General features: G+C 45.9%; 13 protein-coding genes and 1 riboswitch. Of the genes, 9 read left to right on the top strand and 4 right to left on the bottom strand.

Annotated elements, in window-relative coordinates:
• The first annotated feature begins 20 nt into the window (after positions 1–20).
• Complete coding sequence (locus ACT29H_RS07835) at positions 21–1574, top strand: RagB/SusD family nutrient uptake outer membrane protein (protein ID WP_444821065.1); 1554 nt, start codon at positions 21–23, stop codon at positions 1572–1574.
• 119 nt (positions 1575–1693) lie between these two features.
• On the opposite strand, the gene ACT29H_RS07830 is transcribed toward ACT29H_RS07835, so the two are convergent.
• The 3 genes from ACT29H_RS07830 to ACT29H_RS07820 form a co-directional block, all read right to left on the bottom strand.
• Positions 1694–3376 (bottom strand): diflavin oxidoreductase, encoded by a 1683-nt coding sequence (locus ACT29H_RS07830; protein ID WP_444821064.1) that lies wholly within the window; start codon positions 3374–3376, stop codon positions 1694–1696.
• Between the two features lie 83 nt (positions 3377–3459).
• The gene (locus ACT29H_RS07825) at positions 3460–4608 is read right to left on the bottom strand and encodes a PepSY-associated TM helix domain-containing protein (RefSeq protein ID WP_444821063.1); all 1149 of its coding nucleotides are present in this window, start codon (positions 4606–4608) and stop codon (positions 3460–3462) included.
• A 140-nt stretch (positions 4609–4748) separates the two neighbouring features.
• Positions 4749–7103, bottom strand: a complete 2355-nt coding sequence (locus ACT29H_RS07820) for a TonB-dependent siderophore receptor (protein WP_444821062.1) — start codon at positions 7101–7103, stop codon at positions 4749–4751.
• Positions 7104–7732: 629 nt separating this feature from the next.
• Between ACT29H_RS07820 and ACT29H_RS07815 the strand changes: the two genes are divergently transcribed.
• The 3 genes from ACT29H_RS07815 (at position 7733) to ACT29H_RS07805 (ending at position 12856) form a co-directional block, all read left to right on the top strand.
• A complete protein-coding gene (locus ACT29H_RS07815) occupies positions 7733–9172 on the top strand; it encodes a carbon starvation CstA family protein (RefSeq protein ID WP_444821061.1) in 1440 nt (479 codons plus the stop codon).
• Between the two features lie 303 nt (positions 9173–9475).
• A riboswitch (cobalamin riboswitch) is annotated at positions 9476–9706 on the top strand.
• A gap of 100 nt (positions 9707–9806) precedes the next feature.
• Positions 9807–11714 (top strand): TonB-dependent receptor, encoded by a 1908-nt coding sequence (locus ACT29H_RS07810; RefSeq protein WP_444821060.1) that lies wholly within the window; start codon positions 9807–9809, stop codon positions 11712–11714.
• A 14-nt stretch (positions 11715–11728) separates the two neighbouring features.
• Positions 11729–12856: a YncE family protein gene (locus ACT29H_RS07805; RefSeq protein WP_444821059.1), complete on the top strand. Its 1128-nt coding sequence runs from the start codon at positions 11729–11731 to the stop codon at positions 12854–12856.
• Between the two features lie 144 nt (positions 12857–13000).
• Here ACT29H_RS07805 and ACT29H_RS07800 read toward each other — a convergent pair whose 3' ends face one another.
• Positions 13001–13936 (bottom strand): LacI family DNA-binding transcriptional regulator, encoded by a 936-nt coding sequence (locus ACT29H_RS07800; RefSeq protein ID WP_444821058.1) that lies wholly within the window; start codon positions 13934–13936, stop codon positions 13001–13003.
• 245 nt (positions 13937–14181) lie between these two features.
• Here ACT29H_RS07800 and ACT29H_RS07795 point away from each other — a divergent pair, with 245 nt between their 5' ends.
• From ACT29H_RS07795 to ACT29H_RS07775, 5 genes are all read left to right on the top strand, one after another.
• The gene (locus ACT29H_RS07795; RefSeq protein ID WP_444821057.1) at positions 14182–15999 is read left to right on the top strand and encodes an OmpL47-type beta-barrel domain-containing protein; all 1818 of its coding nucleotides are present in this window, start codon (positions 14182–14184) and stop codon (positions 15997–15999) included.
• A 6-nt stretch (positions 16000–16005) separates the two neighbouring features.
• Entirely contained in the window at positions 16006–16509 is a 504-nt protein-coding gene (locus tag ACT29H_RS07790; protein ID WP_444821056.1) for a YfiR family protein, read from the top strand.
• A 397-nt stretch (positions 16510–16906) separates the two neighbouring features.
• Positions 16907–18244: an NADP-specific glutamate dehydrogenase gene (gene gdhA, locus ACT29H_RS07785; protein ID WP_444821055.1), complete on the top strand. Its 1338-nt coding sequence runs from the start codon at positions 16907–16909 to the stop codon at positions 18242–18244.
• Positions 18245–18343: 99 nt separating this feature from the next.
• Positions 18344–19114 (top strand): TatD family hydrolase, encoded by a 771-nt coding sequence (locus tag ACT29H_RS07780; RefSeq protein WP_444821054.1) that lies wholly within the window; start codon positions 18344–18346, stop codon positions 19112–19114.
• A gap of 8 nt (positions 19115–19122) precedes the next feature.
• The gene (locus tag ACT29H_RS07775) at positions 19123–20157 is read left to right on the top strand and encodes an asparaginase (protein ID WP_444821053.1); all 1035 of its coding nucleotides are present in this window, start codon (positions 19123–19125) and stop codon (positions 20155–20157) included.
• Positions 20158–20269 lie beyond the last annotated feature (112 nt).

Genomic DNA, 20269 nt, shown 5'->3' with positions numbered 1-20269 from the left:
TTTTTAAACCCGATAGAAATATGAAACGATATAATTTCTTTAAATGGATTCCGGCCTTGATAATTCTTTTGTTGCCGGCTTGTAGTGATAGTTTTCTCGAAGTTGACCCCGTTGGAAGATGGGAAAATGAAAATTATCCGGAAACCAATGATGAAGCCCTCTCTGTTTTAATGGGTGCTTACGACTTAATGCAGTGGAATTACGGAAGAGACTGGAATAGCGCCTTCTTTGCCAAAAACTTACCGGCCGATGACTGCAATGCCGGCTCGGCTCCTAGTGACCAGTTGCCATATCAGAATTTGGATGATTTCGTCAATGAGGCCGACAATACGGTCACTACTGCCATTTGGGAAGGGTTCTATAAAACCATTAATCATTGTAATATTCTTTTGTCCAAATTGGTGACCGACAATGATTATAAAGAGCAGGTCGCCGCAGAGGCCAAAGCCATCAGAGCGTGGAATTATTTTGAGTTGGTTACGCTGTTTGGGGATGTGCCCTATTATACTGAGCCTACCACCATGGAGAATGCCCACCGTGCCAGAACTGCAAAATCGGAAGTATATTCCAATATTGAACAAGATTTGATGGAAGCCATAGATGTTCTGCCTTTAAAATCTGAATTGCCAGATGATCAGAAGTTTAGATTGTCAAAAGGGGCTGTGCAGGCCATTCTGGGTAAGGTTTATCTGTATCAGGAAAAATGGGAACAGGCGCATCAGGTGTTGAGTCAAGTTATCCTTACTGAGGGCGCAGAATATGATTTGGAACCTGACTTTGAAAAAGTGTGGAAAGAAGAAGGTGAACTGGGAATTGAATCGGTGTTCGAAATATTATACACTTCTCAGGAAGGTTACGACTGGGGTAATTTCCCCTGGAGCCCCGGATTGCATGAATCCAATATACACATTGTGTTGATGGGACCTCGTGACAAGCTGTTTAAAAATGTACAGGCTGTGGGATTGATCAATGGTTGGGGGTTTAATCTGCCTACAGCTCGTATTGGTGAGGCTTTCAACGAAATGGGTGATAATGGACCGAGATATCAGAATACGATTATGAGTGAGGATGAGTTTGTGGCTGCCGGAGGATTAATGGTTGGAGAATCAGATGATGATTTTCATGATTATGAAGGTTATTTGAGAATGAAATATTCCACCTATGCCGACCAGAGTAACCCGGCCGCTTCGGTGAAGGAGCTTAACTTTACCACCAATTGGCGACTCATTCGCTATGCCGATGTACTGCTGATGGCTGCTGAAGCTTACAATGAAGATGACGATGAGGCCAGTGCCAGAGCAGAACTGAACAAGGTGCGTGTCAGAGCCGGGCTGGATACTTATGATTCGGCCATGTCGAAAGAGGATTTGAGAGAGGCTATCAAGAAAGAGCGTCAGCTCGAACTGGCCTTCGAAGGCAGTCGCTACTGGGATCTCGTCCGTTGGGGGGATGCAGAAACGGTGTTAGCTCCTTTGGGATTCGTGGCCGGAAAACATGAACATTTCCCGATTCCTCAGTCAGAAATTTCTTCCAACAATGAAATTTCTCAAGAGGATCAAAACCCAGGCTTCTAAAGTCATATACTGTTGATCCCGCGTAAAAAGAAGGGGTTGTTCCGGTGTTTCGGGACAACCCCTTTGTGGTAATGGAAGATCTTCCATTTGGGAATTAGGGCTCTTCAATCATTCATTTTCTAATACAGGTCTTCAAAATACTGCCCCCTGGCTTTTAACCAATCCGTAACGGTAGAGCTTCGATCATGGTCATTTAGCCGTAGATCCTCCAACGCTTGTTTTACGCCGGCGCCCATATTGAGGGATCCACAAATATAAATTCGGGCTCCGTCCTTTATCCATTCGGCCAACAAGTCGGCGTTTTCTCTTATTTTATCCTGCACATATTGTTTGGAAGGATCTCTGGAAAAGGCCATGTCCAAGCCCTGCAGAAGTCCTTGGTCTTTCCATTTCAGGATTTGTTGGTTGTAAAGAAAGTCCGAATCTTTATTTTTTTCGCCGAAAATCAACCAGTTTTTGTTTGTGCCATTAATGCTTCGATGATGCAAAAAGCCAATAAAAGGGGCGATGCCGGTACCTGCACCAATCATAACGACAGGAACATTCGAGTCGGAAGGAAGCCGAAAACCTTCATTGGGAATCAGTTTGAAGGGTAGCTTTTCGCCTTTACGGAGCCAGGATAGGTGGTTGGAGCAGGCGCCGTAATAGATCCGTTTTTTTTGGTGAAATCGAATTTGTTTGACTGTCAGATGTAGTTCGCGCGGGGTCTTTTGCTGACTGGAGGCGATGGAATAGTAGCGCGGCCGGATTTTATTGGGAATGTTAATTAGTTCTTCCACATGTATTCCGTTGGGAAAATCGGTGATCAGATCCAGCAGGTCGTTGTTTTTAATATATTCCTGGCATTTATCTTCGTTCTCCAATAGTGCTTTTAATGCTTGGTGGTTGGTTACCTTGGCATATCTGCTGAGTGTGTTTTTGCTCAAAGTGGTGATTTCCAGTTGTGTGTGGAGGAGATCGCCCAGTGCTGTTGATTGTCCCTTGAAGGGTACTTCATCGTCCGGCGAAACACGATAATGGTCTAGGATTTTATCCACAAGAGGAGAAGGATTGCGGGGAACCACAGATATGGCATCGCCGGGGCTGTACCGTGTTGTGTCCGGATCTATTACTGTTTCAATGTGATAGATCTCCGAGCTGGAGCCCGGGTTTAATTGAATCTTGTTCGTTATGACGGCCGAATGGGTGGTGGTGCTGGAACTCTTTTTTTCTTCTTCATCGGATTCATGGTGTTGAATGCCGGTGTCCATCCTTTCAACAGGAGAAAAAGCATGGACAACTTTTGCCGATGCAGCGCGTGGAGACGATTTGATGTTGCCATATTGAGAATGAACTTTTTTTATCCAATTAACAGCGGTATCTCTAAAGTCCGTGTCGCAATCGGTTCGGGGCAGGAGGGGAACTGCCCCCAGTGATCTGAAACGTTGGTCAATGATTTTCCCGGCCCGGCAAAAATGTTCGTAATCGGAATCGCCCAGCGCACACACTGCATAATGGAGGTGCTTCAACGACAACGAGGTCGTCTCCAACGCCTTAAAAAAGGAGGAGGCTCCGGGCGGAGGCTCTCCTTCGCCATGGGTGCTTACCACCACCAGCACTGTCTTTTCGAAGGCCAATTGAGCTGCCCGATATTTTGCCATGTTTTTCACTCTTGTTCCAATGCCCTGCATTTCGAAATATCGGGCTGCCTCCCGGGCTATGAATGATGAATTGCCCGACTTGGTGCCGTAGAGGATGGTTATTCCCGTTTCAGTTGACTTATGCGAAGTTTTGAAAAGTTTAGACAATATCATTTTTACCATGGAACGACTTTTTCTCTTATTACTTAAGTTTCTTATTGGCGTATTAAGTGTGATGGATAGCTCTTTTATAGGACCGATACGGGTTAAAATAAAGAGGTTCGTTTTTTTCGTGTTCTCTTCCACCACATCATAAAGCCGGTAATAGGTAAGGATGCGGCAATCAGACTAACGATGAAGGCCAGTATTTTTCCGGGCAGCCCCAATATGGCACCGGTGTGAATATCGTAATTGGCATGGAGCAGTTTTTCCCCGGCATTTTTCTCCTCGTGGTTGCGTGCTGCCAACAGTTCGCCGGAATATTGGTCAAATTGCAGCTGATGATTAATATAATAGACACCTTCTTTTTGCTGAACGTAGAAATTGATGACGGAGGTGCTGTCGGATGGCGGAGTGACACGAAAAGCGGCGGCATCGGAATATCTCTCTTTGGCTGTTGCCAGGGCTTTGTCGAGGGGACTGACCACCCGGATGAGGCCCGGTTCAGATACTGCGTGAGACTGAATGGGGGGCGTGGTGGTTCCTGCGGCTGCCACATACACCGCTGCCTGAAACCATTTAAATGCCCAAACCATACCGGTAAGGGCAATGATTAATGCTGCCAGAAAACTCCAAAAGCCCAGGACATTATGCAGATCGTAGAATCTTTTATACCAGCCCGTCGTTTTCTGCCATCTGATAATAAAGATGTTTTTTACAGCCCGGAAACTACGGGGCCACCACAGTACCAGACCGGTAATCAGCAATACCACGAAGATGAGAGTGGCCCACCCTACAATGGGCTGACCAATGGAAGTCTTGAATAGCAAACTCCAATGCAGAAACTTAATAATGTTGAAGAAATTGGTCTTTTCGTTATAAACCTTTTCGACCTTCCCTGTGTATGGATTGAGGTATATGGCTCTATAGTGATCGATATACCCGAAATAGGTGAGGGCATCAGGATTGCTGGCGTAACTGTAGAATATCTGATTCTTTCGTGGATCGTTGTAGATGTTAACCCATGAAATCTCTTCATTTTCCGGAAAAGCTTCTCTGGCTTTTTCCCACAGTTGTTGTTGAGAAAGAGGTTTTTGGTTGTTCGGATGGTCGGCATAAATGGCATCGCGGCGCTGCAATGCCGTGATCTCCGGCTGGAAAACATAGAGGCTTCCGGTGATAGAAACGATGAATACCACAATTCCCGACAGTAGGCCAAGCCAAAGATGAATCTGAAAAATAATTTTTTTAATCATGATTGCCTGTTTTATTATAGAGAAAGGAATGAGTGTTAAACCCATTCCTGCTTCAATGAATCTGACGGTTGTTTGATCCTCTGATGCCCCCTATGGCATCGGTGATAATCCCTTCTTTGTATTAAATGCCATAGGGCAGGTCAGAAACGGTAATTGATGCTCAGCCGGTAGTTGATTCCCGGTTCGGTCTGCCAGTAATAGTAACTACCATAGCTTCCGCCCGAATAAAGATACTCGTCCAGAAGATTGTTGACATTCAACCGCACGGCAATGTTATTTTTTGCCCAGAAGAGGGCACCGTCCAGCCGGAAATAGTCGGGCAAAATGGCTTCATTGTCGGCGCTCCACGACCAGGAAGAGCGATCCGCCTGATATTGATACCCCAGACCGATACCAAATCCTTCGGGCAGCAAACGCTTGAAAGAATACTTCAGCCAACCGTTGGTCATATGTCGGGCGTGACCGGCCAATTTGGTTCCTACCACCTCCGGATTGGTGTCTTCCGTGATTTCAACATCGGTATAGGCATAGTTGAGAATCATGTCCAGACCGGGCAGAATGTTTCCCTGAAGGTCGAACTCCACCCCTTGCGAGCGGGCTTCTCCTAATTGAATCTGATAGTTGACATCTTCCGGATCGGTGGTTAAAACATTTTGTTTGGTGATCTGATAAACGGTGAGGGATGAGATCCATTTTCCGTTGCCCCATTTTCTTTTGATGCCCGCTTCCAGGTCGATGGCTTCCACCGGGTCAAAAGCATTGCCTTCTTTATCGGTTCCTGCTTCCGGAATGAAAGTCTGGTCCCAAAGGCCGTAAACAGAGGTGTTAGGGTCGATGGTAAAATTAATGCCTGCCCGTGGGGTGAAGACCTGATCGTCGGTGTTGGCACCATATACCGATGTGCGGTAATGGGTGTATCGACCCGCGAGCGTCAGGCGAAGACGGTCGGAAAAGAAACTCAGTTCATCCTGGATGTAGGCCGAAGCGGATTGCAATGTTTGTGCTGCAGGGTAGCTGCCATTGAAGGCCCGCTGACGGATGCTCAGACTGCGATCGAAAACGGGCATCTGGGAGGTATGTACATAATGCACCGGGTTGTTTATATCCAGTGGGTTATCTTCTCCTGCCAGCGGTCCGGACTGGAACCAGTCGGCATAGTAGGTCTTACTGCTCATGTCGATGCCCGCAAGAACATGATGGCCCACAGTGCCGGTAAACGATTTACCTTCGATATAAGCCTGTCCCGACTTGGCATTGCTGAGGGCATCCCATATTCCAAGGCCCCGGTAAACCAGTCCGCCAGAGGTCACCGAGTCGGGCCACAATGACGAACCTGTCAGCTGGTAGTCCAGATATCCCAGTTGGGCCGTCAGGTTCCAGTGTTCTCCCAGCTTGTGGTGAAGGGTCACAAAGAGATTGTGTTCCCTGATATCGGTGGGATCGATGTTGGGTTCGGCAAGCGTGAAATCACGCGGTAGGGTGCCCATGCCGTCGGGTGCAAAAACATAGGCCGCCCCTACTACCGACAATTGGGAATATTGATAAATATATTCCGCCGTAAGACTGGTGCTGCCGTTGATGAGATATGTCAGGGAAGGATTAATGGTGTATCGGTCGTTATACTCATAGTCTCTGTGCGAGTTTTTTGTCGAGCCCATCGCATTTAGGCGATAGATCAGGTTGTCCTTGTTTGCCAGCCGCCCTCCAAAGTCGACCGTAGCCCTTTGGGTGTTAAACGACCCCATCATGATTCCGGCACTGTTGGAGGCTGAAGCTGACGGCTTCTTGGTTACCACGTTGTAGAACCCCCCCGGCTCCCCCGATGAGAGCATAAAGCCTGCGGGTCCTTTCACGAATTCGATGCGTTCGACCATCGACAGGTCTTCGGTGAGCGGGCCCCAGGGCAGGTCCACGTTCATGCCGTTACGGAAGGCGGGTAGTTTAAAACCCCGCATGTTGATGCGGGCAAAGGTTCCCCAGTGCTCAATCATCTGAGCCCCGCTGGTGTTGCGCGAAACATTCTCCAGCATGTCGGTCAGCTGCTGGTCGGCCAGCACTTCCTCGCTGATGATTTGGACATTTTGGGACATTTTGAGAAGCGGGACGTTGTTCCGGAGCGAGGAAGAAGTCTGCTGAATGGAATATCCCGAATGATGATTGCCGACTACTAAGACTTCTGCAATCTCTTTTTCGGTGCGTTCCATCCTTATGGTGGGGGCGATGGATTGTTGCCCGGCGGTGACGGTAACCGTGATTTCCTTCGGCTTATAACCAACATACGAAGCCTGCAACGTGTAATGGCCGGGATTCAGATTCCGAATAATATAATCCCCTTCTTTATTGGTAATGGTTCCTATGCTGGTGCCTTTAATGCCTATGTTGATCGGGGCCTCCTCTTCATCTGGCATGTCGATATGGCCGCGGATAGACCCTGTTTGGGCAGTTGTTATCAGTGATAGTTGTAAGAAAAACGATACAAATAGTAGGATTCTCATATCTGTTTGTTTTTAATGTTTGATTCTTCGAATAGTTAGTTTGATGAAAGATTTGACGACCCATAGCTGGCTACGATCTCATTTGGTGATCACAAAAGTAGAGGGACACCGAAAGCCAATCAATCCCCAATAGTTGTTATTTTTAGAATCGTTCTAAATTGCACAGCCGGGTGCGGTGGTATCGTAAGAGCTATTTCGCCTCTTCGGGGGTGGAAGGGTAAGTCATTTACATCCAGAACACAGGCACCCTGGTTGAACTTTTTACCTCTTCGGGGCCGGAGATAAAAGCATTGAAGGAATTTCTCGCGGCATGATATGTCTTCAAAGTCATTGATACCAAACGTTCTGGAACTTTGATGTCAATTCTTCGGTATGCGCTTGCAGATGGATTATTCATAACTCAGGCACCAGCGCCTTTGCCTGCCGGAGATCATTCCCCATTATTGGGGATGGAGTCCTTTCCGATTTGGCCTTTGGGGATTGGAAATTTACCCCCTGAGGCATAATAATTCCGGAATGAGACACAACGGGCGCGTATTTTTTTTAATTTCGTTTTTCAAAATTTAACAGCTTCAGGGGGGATCGTTTGGTTTTCCCTCATGGAAATTCAGCAATTACTATTCTTTGATATGATCACATTTATACTGTCTATTGTAGGATTAATAGCCGGATATTTTCTGTACGGCAAATTTGTAGAACATTTTTTTGGTGCTTCCGATCAACATGAAACGCCCGCCCTTAAGATCAACAATGGGGTCGATTACGTTCCCATGCCCACCTGGAAGGTGTTTACCATCGAGTTTCTGAATATTGCCGGGCTGGGCCCCATCTTCGGGGCCATTCTTGGCGCCATGTATGGCCCAATGGCTTATGTGTGGATTGTGTTTGGCTGCATATTTATGGGGGCCGTCCATGATTATTTTTCGGGGATGTTGTCGGTGCGCAATGAGGGGGCCAGTATTCCCGAGATTGTGGGAAAATATCTGGGTCCGGGATTTCAAAATTTCATGCGACTCTTTTCATTGCTGCTGTTGATCTTTGTTGGGGTGGCCTTTGTGTCCGGACCGGCCGAACTGTTGACGACCCTTACCAACGGAGGCTTAAAATTATGGCTGTATGTCATCTTTGCTTACTATCTCATAGCCACTTTATTGCCCATCAATAAGATCATCGGTCAGATCTATCCTCTTTTTGGGGCGGCACTGTTAATCATGGCCATCGGCATTGCCGGGGCAATGATTTATTATGGTTTTGCCGGGGAGCTGGCAATGAAAGAAATCTCTTTTACCAATCTGAAAAACTGGCACCACCATCCTACGGAGAACATCCTTTTCCCCATGATGTTTATTGTGATTTCGTGTGGTGCGCTTAGTGGCTTTCATTCTACCCAGGCGCCTATGATGGCGCGATGCATCAAAAAAGAGAGCTACGGCCGGCATGTTTTTTACGGCGCCATGATTGCCGAAGGGATTGTAGCCATCATCTGGGCCACTGCGGCCATGAACTTTTTTGGTGGCCCCGACGGTTTAAACACAACGATGCAGATGGAAGGACACAACCCTGCGTGGGTGGTCAATGAGATCAGTCGCAGCTGGTTGGGAACCGTGGGTGCCATTTTTGCCATCATCGGGGTGATTGCTTGTCCCATCACCACGGGCGATACGGCGTTTCGGAGTGCACGCCTCACCATTGCCGATGTTTTTAAATTGGATCAATCGTCCATACAAAAACGTTTATGGGTAAGTATCCCATTGTTTGCTGTTGGTTTTGTGTTGTCGCAGCTGGAATTTGCCACCATCTGGAAATATCTGGGCCTTTCCAACCAGGTGCTGGCAGTGGTGGTGCTCTGGGCCGGTGCCATGTATCTGGTCAAAGTGGGGAAACCTCACTGGATGCTGTCGCTGCCGGCGGTTTTTATGACCGTTGTATGTGTTACCTATCTTATTGTGGCGCCACTGAAAAACGGAGGATTCTTTGTGGATCCTTCCACCGGTCTTCCTCTGGGAATTCTCTTGGGGTTGGCTTCTTTTATCTGGTTTTTGCGAAGTGCCCGCAAGCATAGAGGATGATATCTCTTAAGATAATATTTGGTGGTTTGTTGCTGATTATTAGTATGTTGAAATTTCTTGGCTGATGAGCAGGAAACGGATGCCTATTCAATGATAAAGGAATGCGCATCGACCGGGAAACGGATGCGCATGAAATTAAAAAAAGATGCGCATTCGACCAGGAAAACGATGCGCATCAAAAAAAAATTCATGCGCATGATTTGATCAATTGATGCGCATCAAAAAAAAAAAGATGCGCATCGACTTTTTGGTTCGAAAGGCATAAAAAGTTTTTTTCACAAGCAACAAAAAAAATACTACATTTGTCCACGTAAAACTGGTTCATCACTCTTAGTTTTTACTTCCAAGAGGATGATTAAAAGGGAATCCGGTTAAAATCCGGAGCTGTCCCCGCAGCTGTAAGCTCTTTAAAAGGTTTGAATAAAACCCCCTGCCACTGAGAAGAACGATTCGCAAAAATGGTGAATCACCCCTCTCGGGAAGGCCATTCAAACCGGAGCAAGCCAGAAGACCTGCCAGAAGTTAAAATTCGTAGCTTTCGGGTGGAAAAGCGAAGATATGAACAGTTTTTTCCGTTCTATTTTCACTGTACCGGATGTTGCGAATGATTAAATCTGTTTAATCATTTGTAACTATGTTGTTGAAGTATCTTGGGATTTGCATTGTACTGATATTCCCGGTGTGGATCAGCGCACAGGATCTTTTTCAGGAGGAACCCGTTCGATTAAAAGAGGTGCGTGTAACCTCTACCCGCCTAAGGGAATTTGCGGTGGGGGCTTCCGTGACGTCGCCCGATTCTTCGTTGGTGAATCTTCATCAAGAGGAATCGCTCTCATCTCTATTGTCTGCCGCATCGGGCATTAATATAAAAACGTATGGTGCCGGCGGCCTCACATCCCTCAGCATGCGTGGAGGGCGAACCAATCATACGGCCGTTTTGTGGAACGGATTGAATATTCAAAGCCCTATGAATGGAGGCGTAAACCTTTCGGTTATGCCGGTGCGCTTTTTTAATCATGTGGAAGTGCAGCGGGGAGGTTCCGGAACTCTGTTTGGCAGCGGTGCTGTTTCGGGGGTCATCCATTTGTCGGGCAAGGATCTTCTGGGGATGGAGAATGGCTTGAATGTTTCCGCTTCCACCGGCAGTTTTGGATTTGGCTCCGCCGCTGCCGATGTGAAGATGGGGAATTCCGGATTTGCCGGCCGGCTGGCGGTCTTTGGACAGCAGGCCGATAATGATTTTTCCTTCATCAATACCTCTCGTATCGGTCATCCCAAAGAAACTCAGACCAATGCCGGTGTCGAACAATTTGGCGTTTTACAGGAAAATCAATGGCGCATTTCCGATCGATCGGTGATGACAACCGGGCTGTGGTTTCAGGACTACAACAAGGATTTGCAAACCCTGATGACCAGCCGCCAGCCCGACGATACCAATCAGAAGGATAAGAATCTTCTGGTCTCGGCCAACTATAAATATTACGGACCAAGAGGAACGTTTCAACTCAAACAGGGATTGATTCGCAACAAGGTTCTCTACTCCAATCCCGACTATGTGGACCCTCAGGCCGACAATAATTCCCGTTCGTGGATCAGTGAGGCCGAATATAAGTATCGGGTCGGGGTGCTTCATTCCATCAATGCCGGGGTGAATTACACCAACGAACTGGCATGGTCAGACGGATATATCGGCGATGTGACGCGTCACCGCCTGTCGGCTTTTGCGTCGGGGCGTTATGGCTGGGCCAATGGACGAGGTGCCGCGGTATTGAGTGTGCGCGAAGAGTTAACCAACGGGAATGAACAACCGGTGGTATTCTCGTTGGGACTGGAGCATCCGATCATGAATTGGGCAACCATTAAGGGCACGGTCTCCAAAAATTACCGAATCCCCAACCTGAATGATCTTTACTGGAAAGAGGATGGCTACTCCATGGGCAATCTCGATTTGAAGGCAGAAGCCGGATGGTCGGGTGATATGGGCATCGATTTCTCCTTTTCGATGAGCGAAACGGTGAAAACAGAGGTGACCACCGCTCTGTTTGCTTCACGAACCAATGATATTATTGTATGGCTTCCGGAGGATGGCGGAAAATGGATGCCACGGAACAAGCAAATCGGCGAAACGCTCGGTGTGGAGGCCGGGTTGCGGCTTACCGCACAAGCCGGTGTTAACACCTTGGCCGCCCGTGTGTTTTATACCTATGTGAGCTCAACGTTAACGACCGATGATGAATACAATGATCAACAAATGATCTATACCCCGAAGCATAAAGTGAACACGGTGTTGAGCTTGGCTCGCCGACCGTTTTATGTCACGCTTTCTGGTGCCTACACCGGCCAAAGGTATTACGATTATAAAAACACCTTGGAAGCCTATACGCTGTTGAATGGCATGGTCGGATATAAATTAAAGCTTTTGAATGTTGGTGCCGACCTCTCCTTTAAGGTTAATAATATTACGGATACCGCTTACCAGGTGGTGGCTTGGTATGCCATGCCGCCGCGAAACTATAGAATTACACTGAGTTTAACTATTTAAAAAAGTTGATAAGAATGAAACGATTGGAATTTTTTAGCAGGAAGCGTTCGATACAGAACATATTGAAAATTTTTGGTCTATCGCTGGTGGTGATGCTGGCATCGTGCGAAGATGACGATAACAACAGCGATGTTATTGATAAAGGCGACTTTACCAATGGTGTCTTTGTGTTGAACCAAGGACAGTATGGGGCGGCCAATGCGTCGGTCTCTTTTATTGGAGAAGATACCATAATGGGCGACTTGTTTACGGAACGAAATAATACTGCTGTTTTGGGAGATGTATTACAAGATATGGTTTCGGTCGGGAACCTCTCTTTTTTGGTGTTGAATGCTTCTAACAGTCTGATGGTTGTTGATAATACGAATTTTGAATATGTCTATGAGATTGAGAATGGCATAGATAATCCGAGGTATGCCGTGGTGTATGATGGGTTGGTTTATGTCTCCCAGTGGGGTAATGATGGACAGATCGTCGTAATTGATCCGCAGCAGTTGGCGGTAATCAACACGATAGATGTGAGTGCCGGCCCGGAAGGAATGGCCGTTATCAATGATGAGCTATGGGTAGCTAACTGTGGTGGTTATGGTGCCAATGATATTGTTTCGGTTATCGATTTTTCCGATTATTCAGTAAAAGAAACGATAAAGGTTCACGACTGTCCTCAGGATGTGGTAGAAGATGTCAATGGCGATGCGTGGGTTCTCTCTGCAGGATATAATGAATATGATTGGGAAACCTGGGCGCTAATTAGTTCTACGCCCGGTGCTCTTCATCGAATAGATGCCGGCTCTTATCAGGTAGAAGAAACCTTCGAGGCTGATGAATCGGTCTATGGTAAACCTACCCGAATGGCAATGGCTGCTGATGGTGAGAGCATCTACTTTGGTGGTGGTTATGGTTTTTCGGGAATTTGGGAGGTCGCTGTGGAGGCTACTGAATTACCCACCACCAAATTTGCCGATGTAGCCGTTAATGGCATGAGTGTGGATCCTGCCACCGGAAATCTTTATGTGGGTATTGCTCCTAGCTATACGGACGCCGGAAGTGTGGACGTTTATGATGTCAACGGGGAAATTGTAGATACCTATTCAGAAAATATAGGAATAGGACCCTGTAACTTCATTTTTGTAAACGACTAAAAGAATTAATCCCCCGGGCTTTGAAATAGTTTGTGAGCTTGTTTGATTTGTTTTGCCATAAAACATTTTTAAGCATATTACCCTTCCCAAAAATCCTGATTCACTGAAGCTAAATGCCCGGGGGCTATTTTTTTTTTTTTTTGATTATTTGCAGTGTGTTGAGGGGAGTAATTTTCCGAACAGCACTTCTACTACTTCGTTCGCCATTTCTTCAATATTATCCGGGAATGCCAGTATTATATCGTCATTAGAAGTCTGAAATTCAGTCTTCGCTATGTGGCTTGCAAAAAGTATATTTTTTTCTGAGAGCTGTCTTGCTTCTTTTTGAGACAACGCGCGTAGAGCCATTGCACCACTTTCGAATACGATTCCGTTGACCTCCTTTTCTACCAGTTCGAGACAAGCCTTTAGTATCGTTTGGGGCGACCAGTCATTTTGGGGTATATGAGCAATATTCTCGGGGATCTCGAATCGATCACAATAATTTTCTTTGTAGGTTTTAATCATTTCATTGGTGGATGGGTTGTCGCCATGTTGAGCCACCAATCCAATGGCTTTTTTATTGTGCCGGTATAGGGCAGAAATCATTTCGTTTACTCTTTCCCGGTAATTGGGATGGATGCCTTTAAAAGCAGTTGTTTTGGTTTTGAATCCGGCGCATACAACGGGAAAACCTGGTTCCGGCTTTTGGGGGAAAAGATCTGCTGCTGCTTCATCAATAATAACATAGCCGTCGGCAGCAATGTGGTCGATCGATTGTTCCGGATTGGCGCCCGATAGTATCGGAACGACCACATATCCGTGCGCCTGAATGGAAACGATCAGGTGGTGAAGCCATAAATAATTTGGATAGGACGAGAAATCGGTGGCGACCACTGCGATAATTCCTGTTTTCCCGTTTAATCGTCCCGGATTAAAGCGGTTTGGTTGGTAGTTCAGTTCGCGGGCTACCTTCCTTACACGTTCCTGCGTGCCGGGGGCGATATTAACTTTGTCGGCTTTGCCGTTGAGGACTAATGATGCCGTTGTCTTGGATACCCCGGCCTTCTGAGCAACCACATTCAGAGATGTATGTGACATGGCTAAATTTGTTTAGTTATGACAAAGATATAAAGATTGCCGGGAGCGATCAATCGCTTTGTCGGGGATTTATGATTCTTTCGGCAAAAACAGCGGCAGGATAAATCAAATTGCATCCTTAACATAAGCGGGGAGTTGGTCGAAAAAAAGCGATGCTTTGTCAAAGGTTCAGCGTCCCATGACCAAAAAATATAGTCTTTTTCCCAGCAGACTCGTATTTCTAAAATAAATTAAAATCTAATACGATGCTTCGAACAAACATTCTGTCCGAACCTTTGACCCCCTCCTTAAAATCCGTTGTAGTAAAAATATTTCTCACGCTGTTAATTTGGTTTGCCTGGATTGGCGGACTATCGGCTCAGGAACCTTTAAAGCATAAAAAGGTCATTTATAAAGGTTCTGACGGAAAGTTATTCATTAATAAAAGCTTGCCTCTTTATCTGAGTATTTCTACTTCCCCCGAAGAGGGCGCAGAAAGCTGGCTTTTGGAAAGTTCCAAAACCCCACAGTATGCCAACCCCATGTATCTGGATTCGGAAGGATGGAATACAATACGTTCGCCCTGGGCCGTCGATACCGCTACTCATGAAGTTAAGTATCCCCATCAGGATATCATTTTTGATGTTTATGCAGATGGTTTGCCTCCCAAATCAAAGATGGTTTTTGGAGAAGTTAGGATGTTTAAAAAAGAGGGGATGCTCTTCCTGAATGAAGGGGGGCAAGTATCTTTTGAGGGGAAGGATGAAATGTCGGGACTAGCAGATTTCTTTTATTCTGTGGACGGATCGGCATACCGGAGTTTGAAGGAAAACCCGGCTCATTTTGCGGAAGAAGGAAAATATGAGGTTTTGTTCTACTCGGTCGATCATGTGGGCAATGCCGAAAAGCCTAAAAAGATGGCTTTTGTGGTCGATCAATCGGCACCCCAAACCCGGCATACCATTAACGGTATTGAGAAAAATCGCGTGTTGGCACCCGATGCCTCAGTGGTTCTGGAAAGCCAAGACAGCCTGTCGGGAATTAAAAATATTTATTACGCCATAAATAATGGTGATTATAAAGTGTATCAGAAGCCGATTCCCGTCTCAGTGCTTAGCGATGATGAATCGTCCATTACTTATTATGCCGAAGATCACGTGGGCAATAAAGAGGAGCCAAAGGTCATTGGAACCATTGCATCGGCCAGAGGCAGCAAAGCAGAGGATGAAACGGTGTTCGATTACTATATTGACCGGGAAGCACCGGAAGTCAGTTTAAGTTTTGAAGGCGACCATTACAAGGGTGATCAGGATTATATTTCCGGGAATACGCGGGTGGTACTTTCGGCCAAAGATGATAAATCGGGTGTTAAGAGCATTCTTTTTAGTTACAATTCATTTGTTACCTCAGAGGAGTATGCGGAACCTTTTTTGCCGGAAGGAAACAGCTTGGTGAAAATGTCTTATTCGGCCACAGACTGGGTGGATAATGCAGCAAAAGAAAAAATAAAGACCTTTTATATTGATCGCGATGCGCCGGAAAGCAAGGTGGTCTTTCGCGGTCCTGTTTTCCGAAATAGAGATACATTATTTATAGCCCGGGCTACCCGGGCCGAAATTCAAGCCAATGACAAAGAGAGTGGTTTGAAAAGAGTTTTTTATAACCTGAACGGAGCGGAAGGCGAATATGTCGATCCTTTTGGCGGATGGAAAGCGGGCCTGAACCATCTGGAATGGAGATCAGAAGATCGAGTGAACAACAGAGAAGAGTCACGCCAAATGGTTTTTGTAATGGATGATGAGCCACCTGTCATCTATTACCATTTTAGTGTTGAACCCATTGGTAAGAAAGTGGTAAGAGGTGAAGAATATGTTATTTATCCTTCCAATACCAAATTGTATATCGGTGCCACAGATAATACAACCGGAGAGGAAACACTGCGATACCGTATAAACGGCAAAGAAACTTCCGGAGTGCTTCCCATTGAGGGATTTAAACCTGATAATTATGAGATTGTAATTGAGGCCGCGGATGCGCTTAAGAATAAAGCCTCGAAGACCATACGATTCGCCATTGAAAAATAACTCTTTATGTTGAAAAATCTTTTGGTGATATTCTGTCTTTGCATGACCTCCTGGCATGTAACAGCGCAGGAGGAAGATTATATTTCTCTTTATCTGCTCAATTTCACGCGGTATATTGAATGGCCGGAAAGCAGTCGTTCGGGGAATTTTGTGATCGAAGTATTAGGGCACGCATCGGTATATGAGAAGCTCAAAGAGATTACCGAAGGTAAAACCGTGGGCAATCAGGCCATAGAGGTGCGAAACTATATGTCGGCATCAGAAGTAGGCAATCCCCATATTATGTTTGTCGGACACTGGCAGAGTCGTCAGATAAATGAAGTCCTGGAAAAACTGGAGGGGAAGGCTGTCCTGCTGGTCACGGAAAAGGAGGGAATGATAGAACAGGGGGCGGCAATCAATTTTGTGGTCCGCGAAGGGAAAATATGTTACGAATTGCGTAAGGCAAATGCAGAAGGAAGGAGATTAAGCATTAGTTCGCGACTGGAGCAGATGGGGATTCTGAAGTAGTCTTCCAATCTGGATTTTGGCAATCATTGCTTTTACAGGTAAGCGAACCGGCACGGGAACAGGAATGCTGAAGGCGGAAAGAAAGTGCTTTTTTGCACCCGGTGTGTGGGGTTCAAGAATAGGGTGGTGACCGGTGCCTGAAAACAATATTGGAGAGGATTGTCTGAAAAGAGAATTTGTGTGCGAGAAAAGGAGTTGGATGCTTACAATTTGTCGTCTGTTTTGGTGTGGGTGGAGGTGATTTTTATCATATCAAAAAGTTTTGGCCTTGTAAAAGATTGAATAGTAGTTTTTAAGCTGCGCTTGTTGTTGTTGCATAAAAACTTTCAATTTGTTACTCCGTATAAAAAATATCCCTATTTTTGATGGTGTAATCAGATACTAAAAATCCGGATTTATGGATAACAAATTTCAATCTTTTATGGATAGCGTCAGGAGAAAAAATCCTGGCGAAGACGAATTCCTGCAAGCCGTTCAGGAAGTTGTTGAAACAGTTTGGGATTTCTATATGGAAAATCCCCGTTACCAAAAAGCTAAAATATTGGAACGGATGACGGAACCCGAAAGGGTCGTTATGTTCCGTGTTCCCTGGGTCGATGATAAAGGAGAAGTTCAGGTGAACAGAGGCTATCGGGTAGAGTTCAATTCTGCATTAGGCCCCTACAAAGGAGGTCTTCGGTTTCACCCCAGTGTTACTTTGAGTGGACTAAAGTTTTTAGGGTTTGAACAGACCTTCAAAAACAGTCTTACCTCACTGCCTATGGGTGGCGGTAAAGGTGGAAGTGACTTTAGTCCGAAAGGAAAGTCGGACAATGAGATTATGCGTTTCTGCCAGGCTTTTATGGCCGAACTGTTTCGTCATATAGGTCCGAATACCGACGTTCCAGCCGGAGATATCGGTGTCGGTGGACGGGAAATAGGCTATCTGTTTGGAATGTATAAAAAGCTAAGAAACGAATTTACCGGCGTATTAACCGGGAAAGGACGAGAATTTGGTGGCAGTCTTATTCGTCCCGAAGCGACCGGCTTTGGTGCTGTTTATTTTGTGCGTGAAATGTTGAGCCAGAATAACGAAACGCTGGAAGGCAAAACAGTGGCTGTTTCGGGATTTGGCAATGTGGCTTGGGGGGCTGTTTTAAAAGCCACAGAATTGGGCGCTAAAGTGGTGACCATCTCCGGTCCTGACGGTTATGTCTATGATCCGGACGGGATCTCTGGCAGTAAGATCGATTATATGCTGCAGCTGAGGGCTTCCAATCAGGATATTGTAGAACCTTATGCCGAAAAGTACGGAGTTGAATTTTTCAAAGGCAAAAAGCCGTGGGAACAAAAAGTAGATATTGCGATTCCGTGTGCCATCCAAAACGAACTCAATGAAGATGACGCGAAAAAACTGGTAGAAAACGGCTGCCAGTTGATTGCCGAAGCTTCCAATATGGGATGTACCGCCGAGGCTGTCTCTTTCGCTGTCGAAAATACGCTCTTTGCGCCCGGCAAGGCCGTCAATGCCGGTGGCGTTGCCGTTTCCGGACTCGAAATGAGCCAGAACAGCATGCGCCTCGGGTGGAGCAGAGAAGAAGTGGATACTCGCCTGCATCAAATCATGAGAAATATTCATGCCACTTGTGTCAAATACGGTAAAGGCACCAATGGTAAAATCAATTATGTGAAAGGTGCCAATATCGGTGGCTTTGTGAAGGTGGCAGAAGCCATGCTTGCACAGGGCGTGGTTTAAATAGACAATTTTGAAATACCGGCCTCTTTTATGAGTGGATGAAGTGATGTACCTTTGTCGGACTGCAGATGCAGAGAAAAGGTACTTAATCTAAAATGCATGATAGACACACATTCACATATTTTTTTGTCTGAGTTTGACGAAGACAGAGAAGAGGTCGTTGTTGGAGCAAAGGAGGCCGGTGTTTTCAAAATATTAATGCCAAACATTGACGAACAAACGATCCCTCCTTTGTTGATGACCGAAGCAGCTTACCCCGGATTTTGTTATGCCATGATGGGGCTGCATCCCACTTCCGTCAAAGAAGATTATACAGAACAATTGTCCATCGTTGAAGATTGGCTGGGGCAACGGGATTTTGTTGCCATAGGGGAGATTGGGATTGATTTGTATTGGGATAAATCGCGGGAAAAAGAACAACGTGAAGTGTTTGGAACCCAACTGCGCTGGGCTGCAGAGATGGAGAAGCCGGTGGTTATTCATGTCCGAGAAGCTTTTGATGCCGTCTTTGAAGAACTGGATAAAGTTAACGATTCCCGATTGAAGGGGGTCTTTCACAGTTTTTCAGGGAATGAAGAGCAGGCGCGGCGGGCGTTGGGATACGACGGCTTTATGTTGGGAATTAATGGAATTATTACGTTTAAAAATTCTGGGCTCGATAAAGTCATTGAAGCAGTAGGACCCGACCGTCTGATGCTTGAGACAGACGCTCCTTATCTGACGCCTGTTCCATATCGGGGGAAACGAAATCAACCTGCATTTCTGAAATATACCCTTGAAAAGCTGGCAAATCTATTTAATATGACCACGCAAGAAATGGACCAACTGACAACTCGAAATGCTGCCCAACTATTTGGGCTGGATTTATAATGCTGGCTATGAATAAACAAGTTTTAATAATTTATACGGGAGGTACTATCGGAATGGCGGTGGATGCCGAAACCAATGCTTTGGTCCCTTTCGATTTTGAAAAGATATCCCGGAAAGTTCCCGAACTAAAAAAATTTGATTTTGGAGTTAGTAGTATCTCCTTTAACCCCATCGTGGATTCGTCAGAAATGTCGCCCGAAATCTGGGGGAGACTCGTCCAGATCATTGAAGAGAATTATTCCCGGTTCGATGGCTTTGTGGTTTTGCATGGCACCGATACCATGGCGTATACTGCCAGTGCTTTGAGTTTTATGCTTCACAATTTGCAGAAACCGGTAATCCTTACAGGGAGTCAATTGCCATTGGGGGCCATCCGAACCGACGGAAAGGAAAATTTACTGACGGCCCTGGAGATTGCCGCCGCCCATAAAAACGGTCAGTCGTTGGTTCCGGAAGTTTGTATCTATTTTCAGGATAAACTTTTCAGAGGCAATAGAACCACAAAATATAATGCAGAACATTTCAGGGCCTTTCGTTCCGACAATTATCCTCCTTTGGCGGAGGTGGGGTTGCATATCAAATACAATTATCCTTATATTCGCTATACCACGCTGGAAGGTACTTTTTCGGTTTCGACCCAAATGGATAATAATGTGTCGTTGTTGAAAATATTTCCGGGCATTCAGGAGAATGTGGTCCGATCAATTCTTGAAGCCCCGGGGGTGAGGGGCGTCGTGCTGGAAACTTATGGCTCCGGAAATGCCCCAACGGCCCAATGGTTCATTCGGGCGTTGCGTGATGCCATTGACAGAGGGGTTATTATTATTAATGTTACACAATGTCTTTCCGGCAATGTGGAAATGTGGCGATATGAGACCGGAAGGCACTTGTTAAATATGGGGGTTATCAGTGGACATGACATTACTACCGAAGCCGCTTTAACCAAATTGATGTATCTTTTGGGAAATTGCTCTTCCACGGAAGAGTTAATTGCTGATCTCAACAGATCGCTTAAAGGGGAAATAAAACCGGTTAATCCTTAAAGTGGTAGTGGTAACCCCAATGGGGAAATGCTTCCGATAAATCGCGTGGGATGATTATTCGTTGTTTTAAGGAGGCTATTCTCTAATTATTAGGATTTAATATACTCGCCTT

Origin of the sequence: Thermophagus sp. OGC60D27 (assembly GCF_052400625.1) — a bacterium.
Lineage (GTDB): Bacteria > Bacteroidota > Bacteroidia > Bacteroidales > Marinilabiliaceae > Thermophagus.
This window is presented reverse-complemented; position numbering and strand designations above follow the sequence as displayed.

Excerpts from the sequence above, each read along its gene's own strand:
- ACT29H_RS07815 (WP_444821061.1), top strand. The coding sequence starts at position 7,733 with ATGATCACATTTATACTGTCTATTGTAGGATTAATAGCCGGATATTTT.
- gdhA (WP_444821055.1), top strand. The coding sequence starts at position 16,907 with ATGGATAACAAATTTCAATCTTTTATGGATAGCGTCAGGAGAAAAAAT.
- ACT29H_RS07800 (WP_444821058.1), bottom strand. The coding sequence starts at position 13,936 with ATGTCACATACATCTCTGAATGTGGTTGCTCAGAAGGCCGGGGTATCC.
- ACT29H_RS07830 (WP_444821064.1), bottom strand. The coding sequence starts at position 3,376 with ATGGTAAAAATGATATTGTCTAAACTTTTCAAAACTTCGCATAAGTCA.
- ACT29H_RS07795 (WP_444821057.1), top strand. The coding sequence starts at position 14,182 with ATGCTTCGAACAAACATTCTGTCCGAACCTTTGACCCCCTCCTTAAAA.
- ACT29H_RS07825 (WP_444821063.1), bottom strand. The coding sequence starts at position 4,608 with ATGATTAAAAAAATTATTTTTCAGATTCATCTTTGGCTTGGCCTACTG.
- ACT29H_RS07820 (WP_444821062.1), bottom strand. The coding sequence starts at position 7,103 with ATGAGAATCCTACTATTTGTATCGTTTTTCTTACAACTATCACTGATA.
- ACT29H_RS07810 (WP_444821060.1), top strand. The coding sequence starts at position 9,807 with ATGTTGTTGAAGTATCTTGGGATTTGCATTGTACTGATATTCCCGGTG.
- ACT29H_RS07780 (WP_444821054.1), top strand. The coding sequence starts at position 18,344 with ATGATAGACACACATTCACATATTTTTTTGTCTGAGTTTGACGAAGAC.
- ACT29H_RS07775 (WP_444821053.1), top strand. The coding sequence starts at position 19,123 with ATGAATAAACAAGTTTTAATAATTTATACGGGAGGTACTATCGGAATG.
- ACT29H_RS07790 (WP_444821056.1), top strand. The coding sequence starts at position 16,006 with ATGTTGAAAAATCTTTTGGTGATATTCTGTCTTTGCATGACCTCCTGG.
- ACT29H_RS07835 (WP_444821065.1), top strand. The coding sequence starts at position 21 with ATGAAACGATATAATTTCTTTAAATGGATTCCGGCCTTGATAATTCTT.
- ACT29H_RS07805 (WP_444821059.1), top strand. The coding sequence starts at position 11,729 with ATGAAACGATTGGAATTTTTTAGCAGGAAGCGTTCGATACAGAACATA.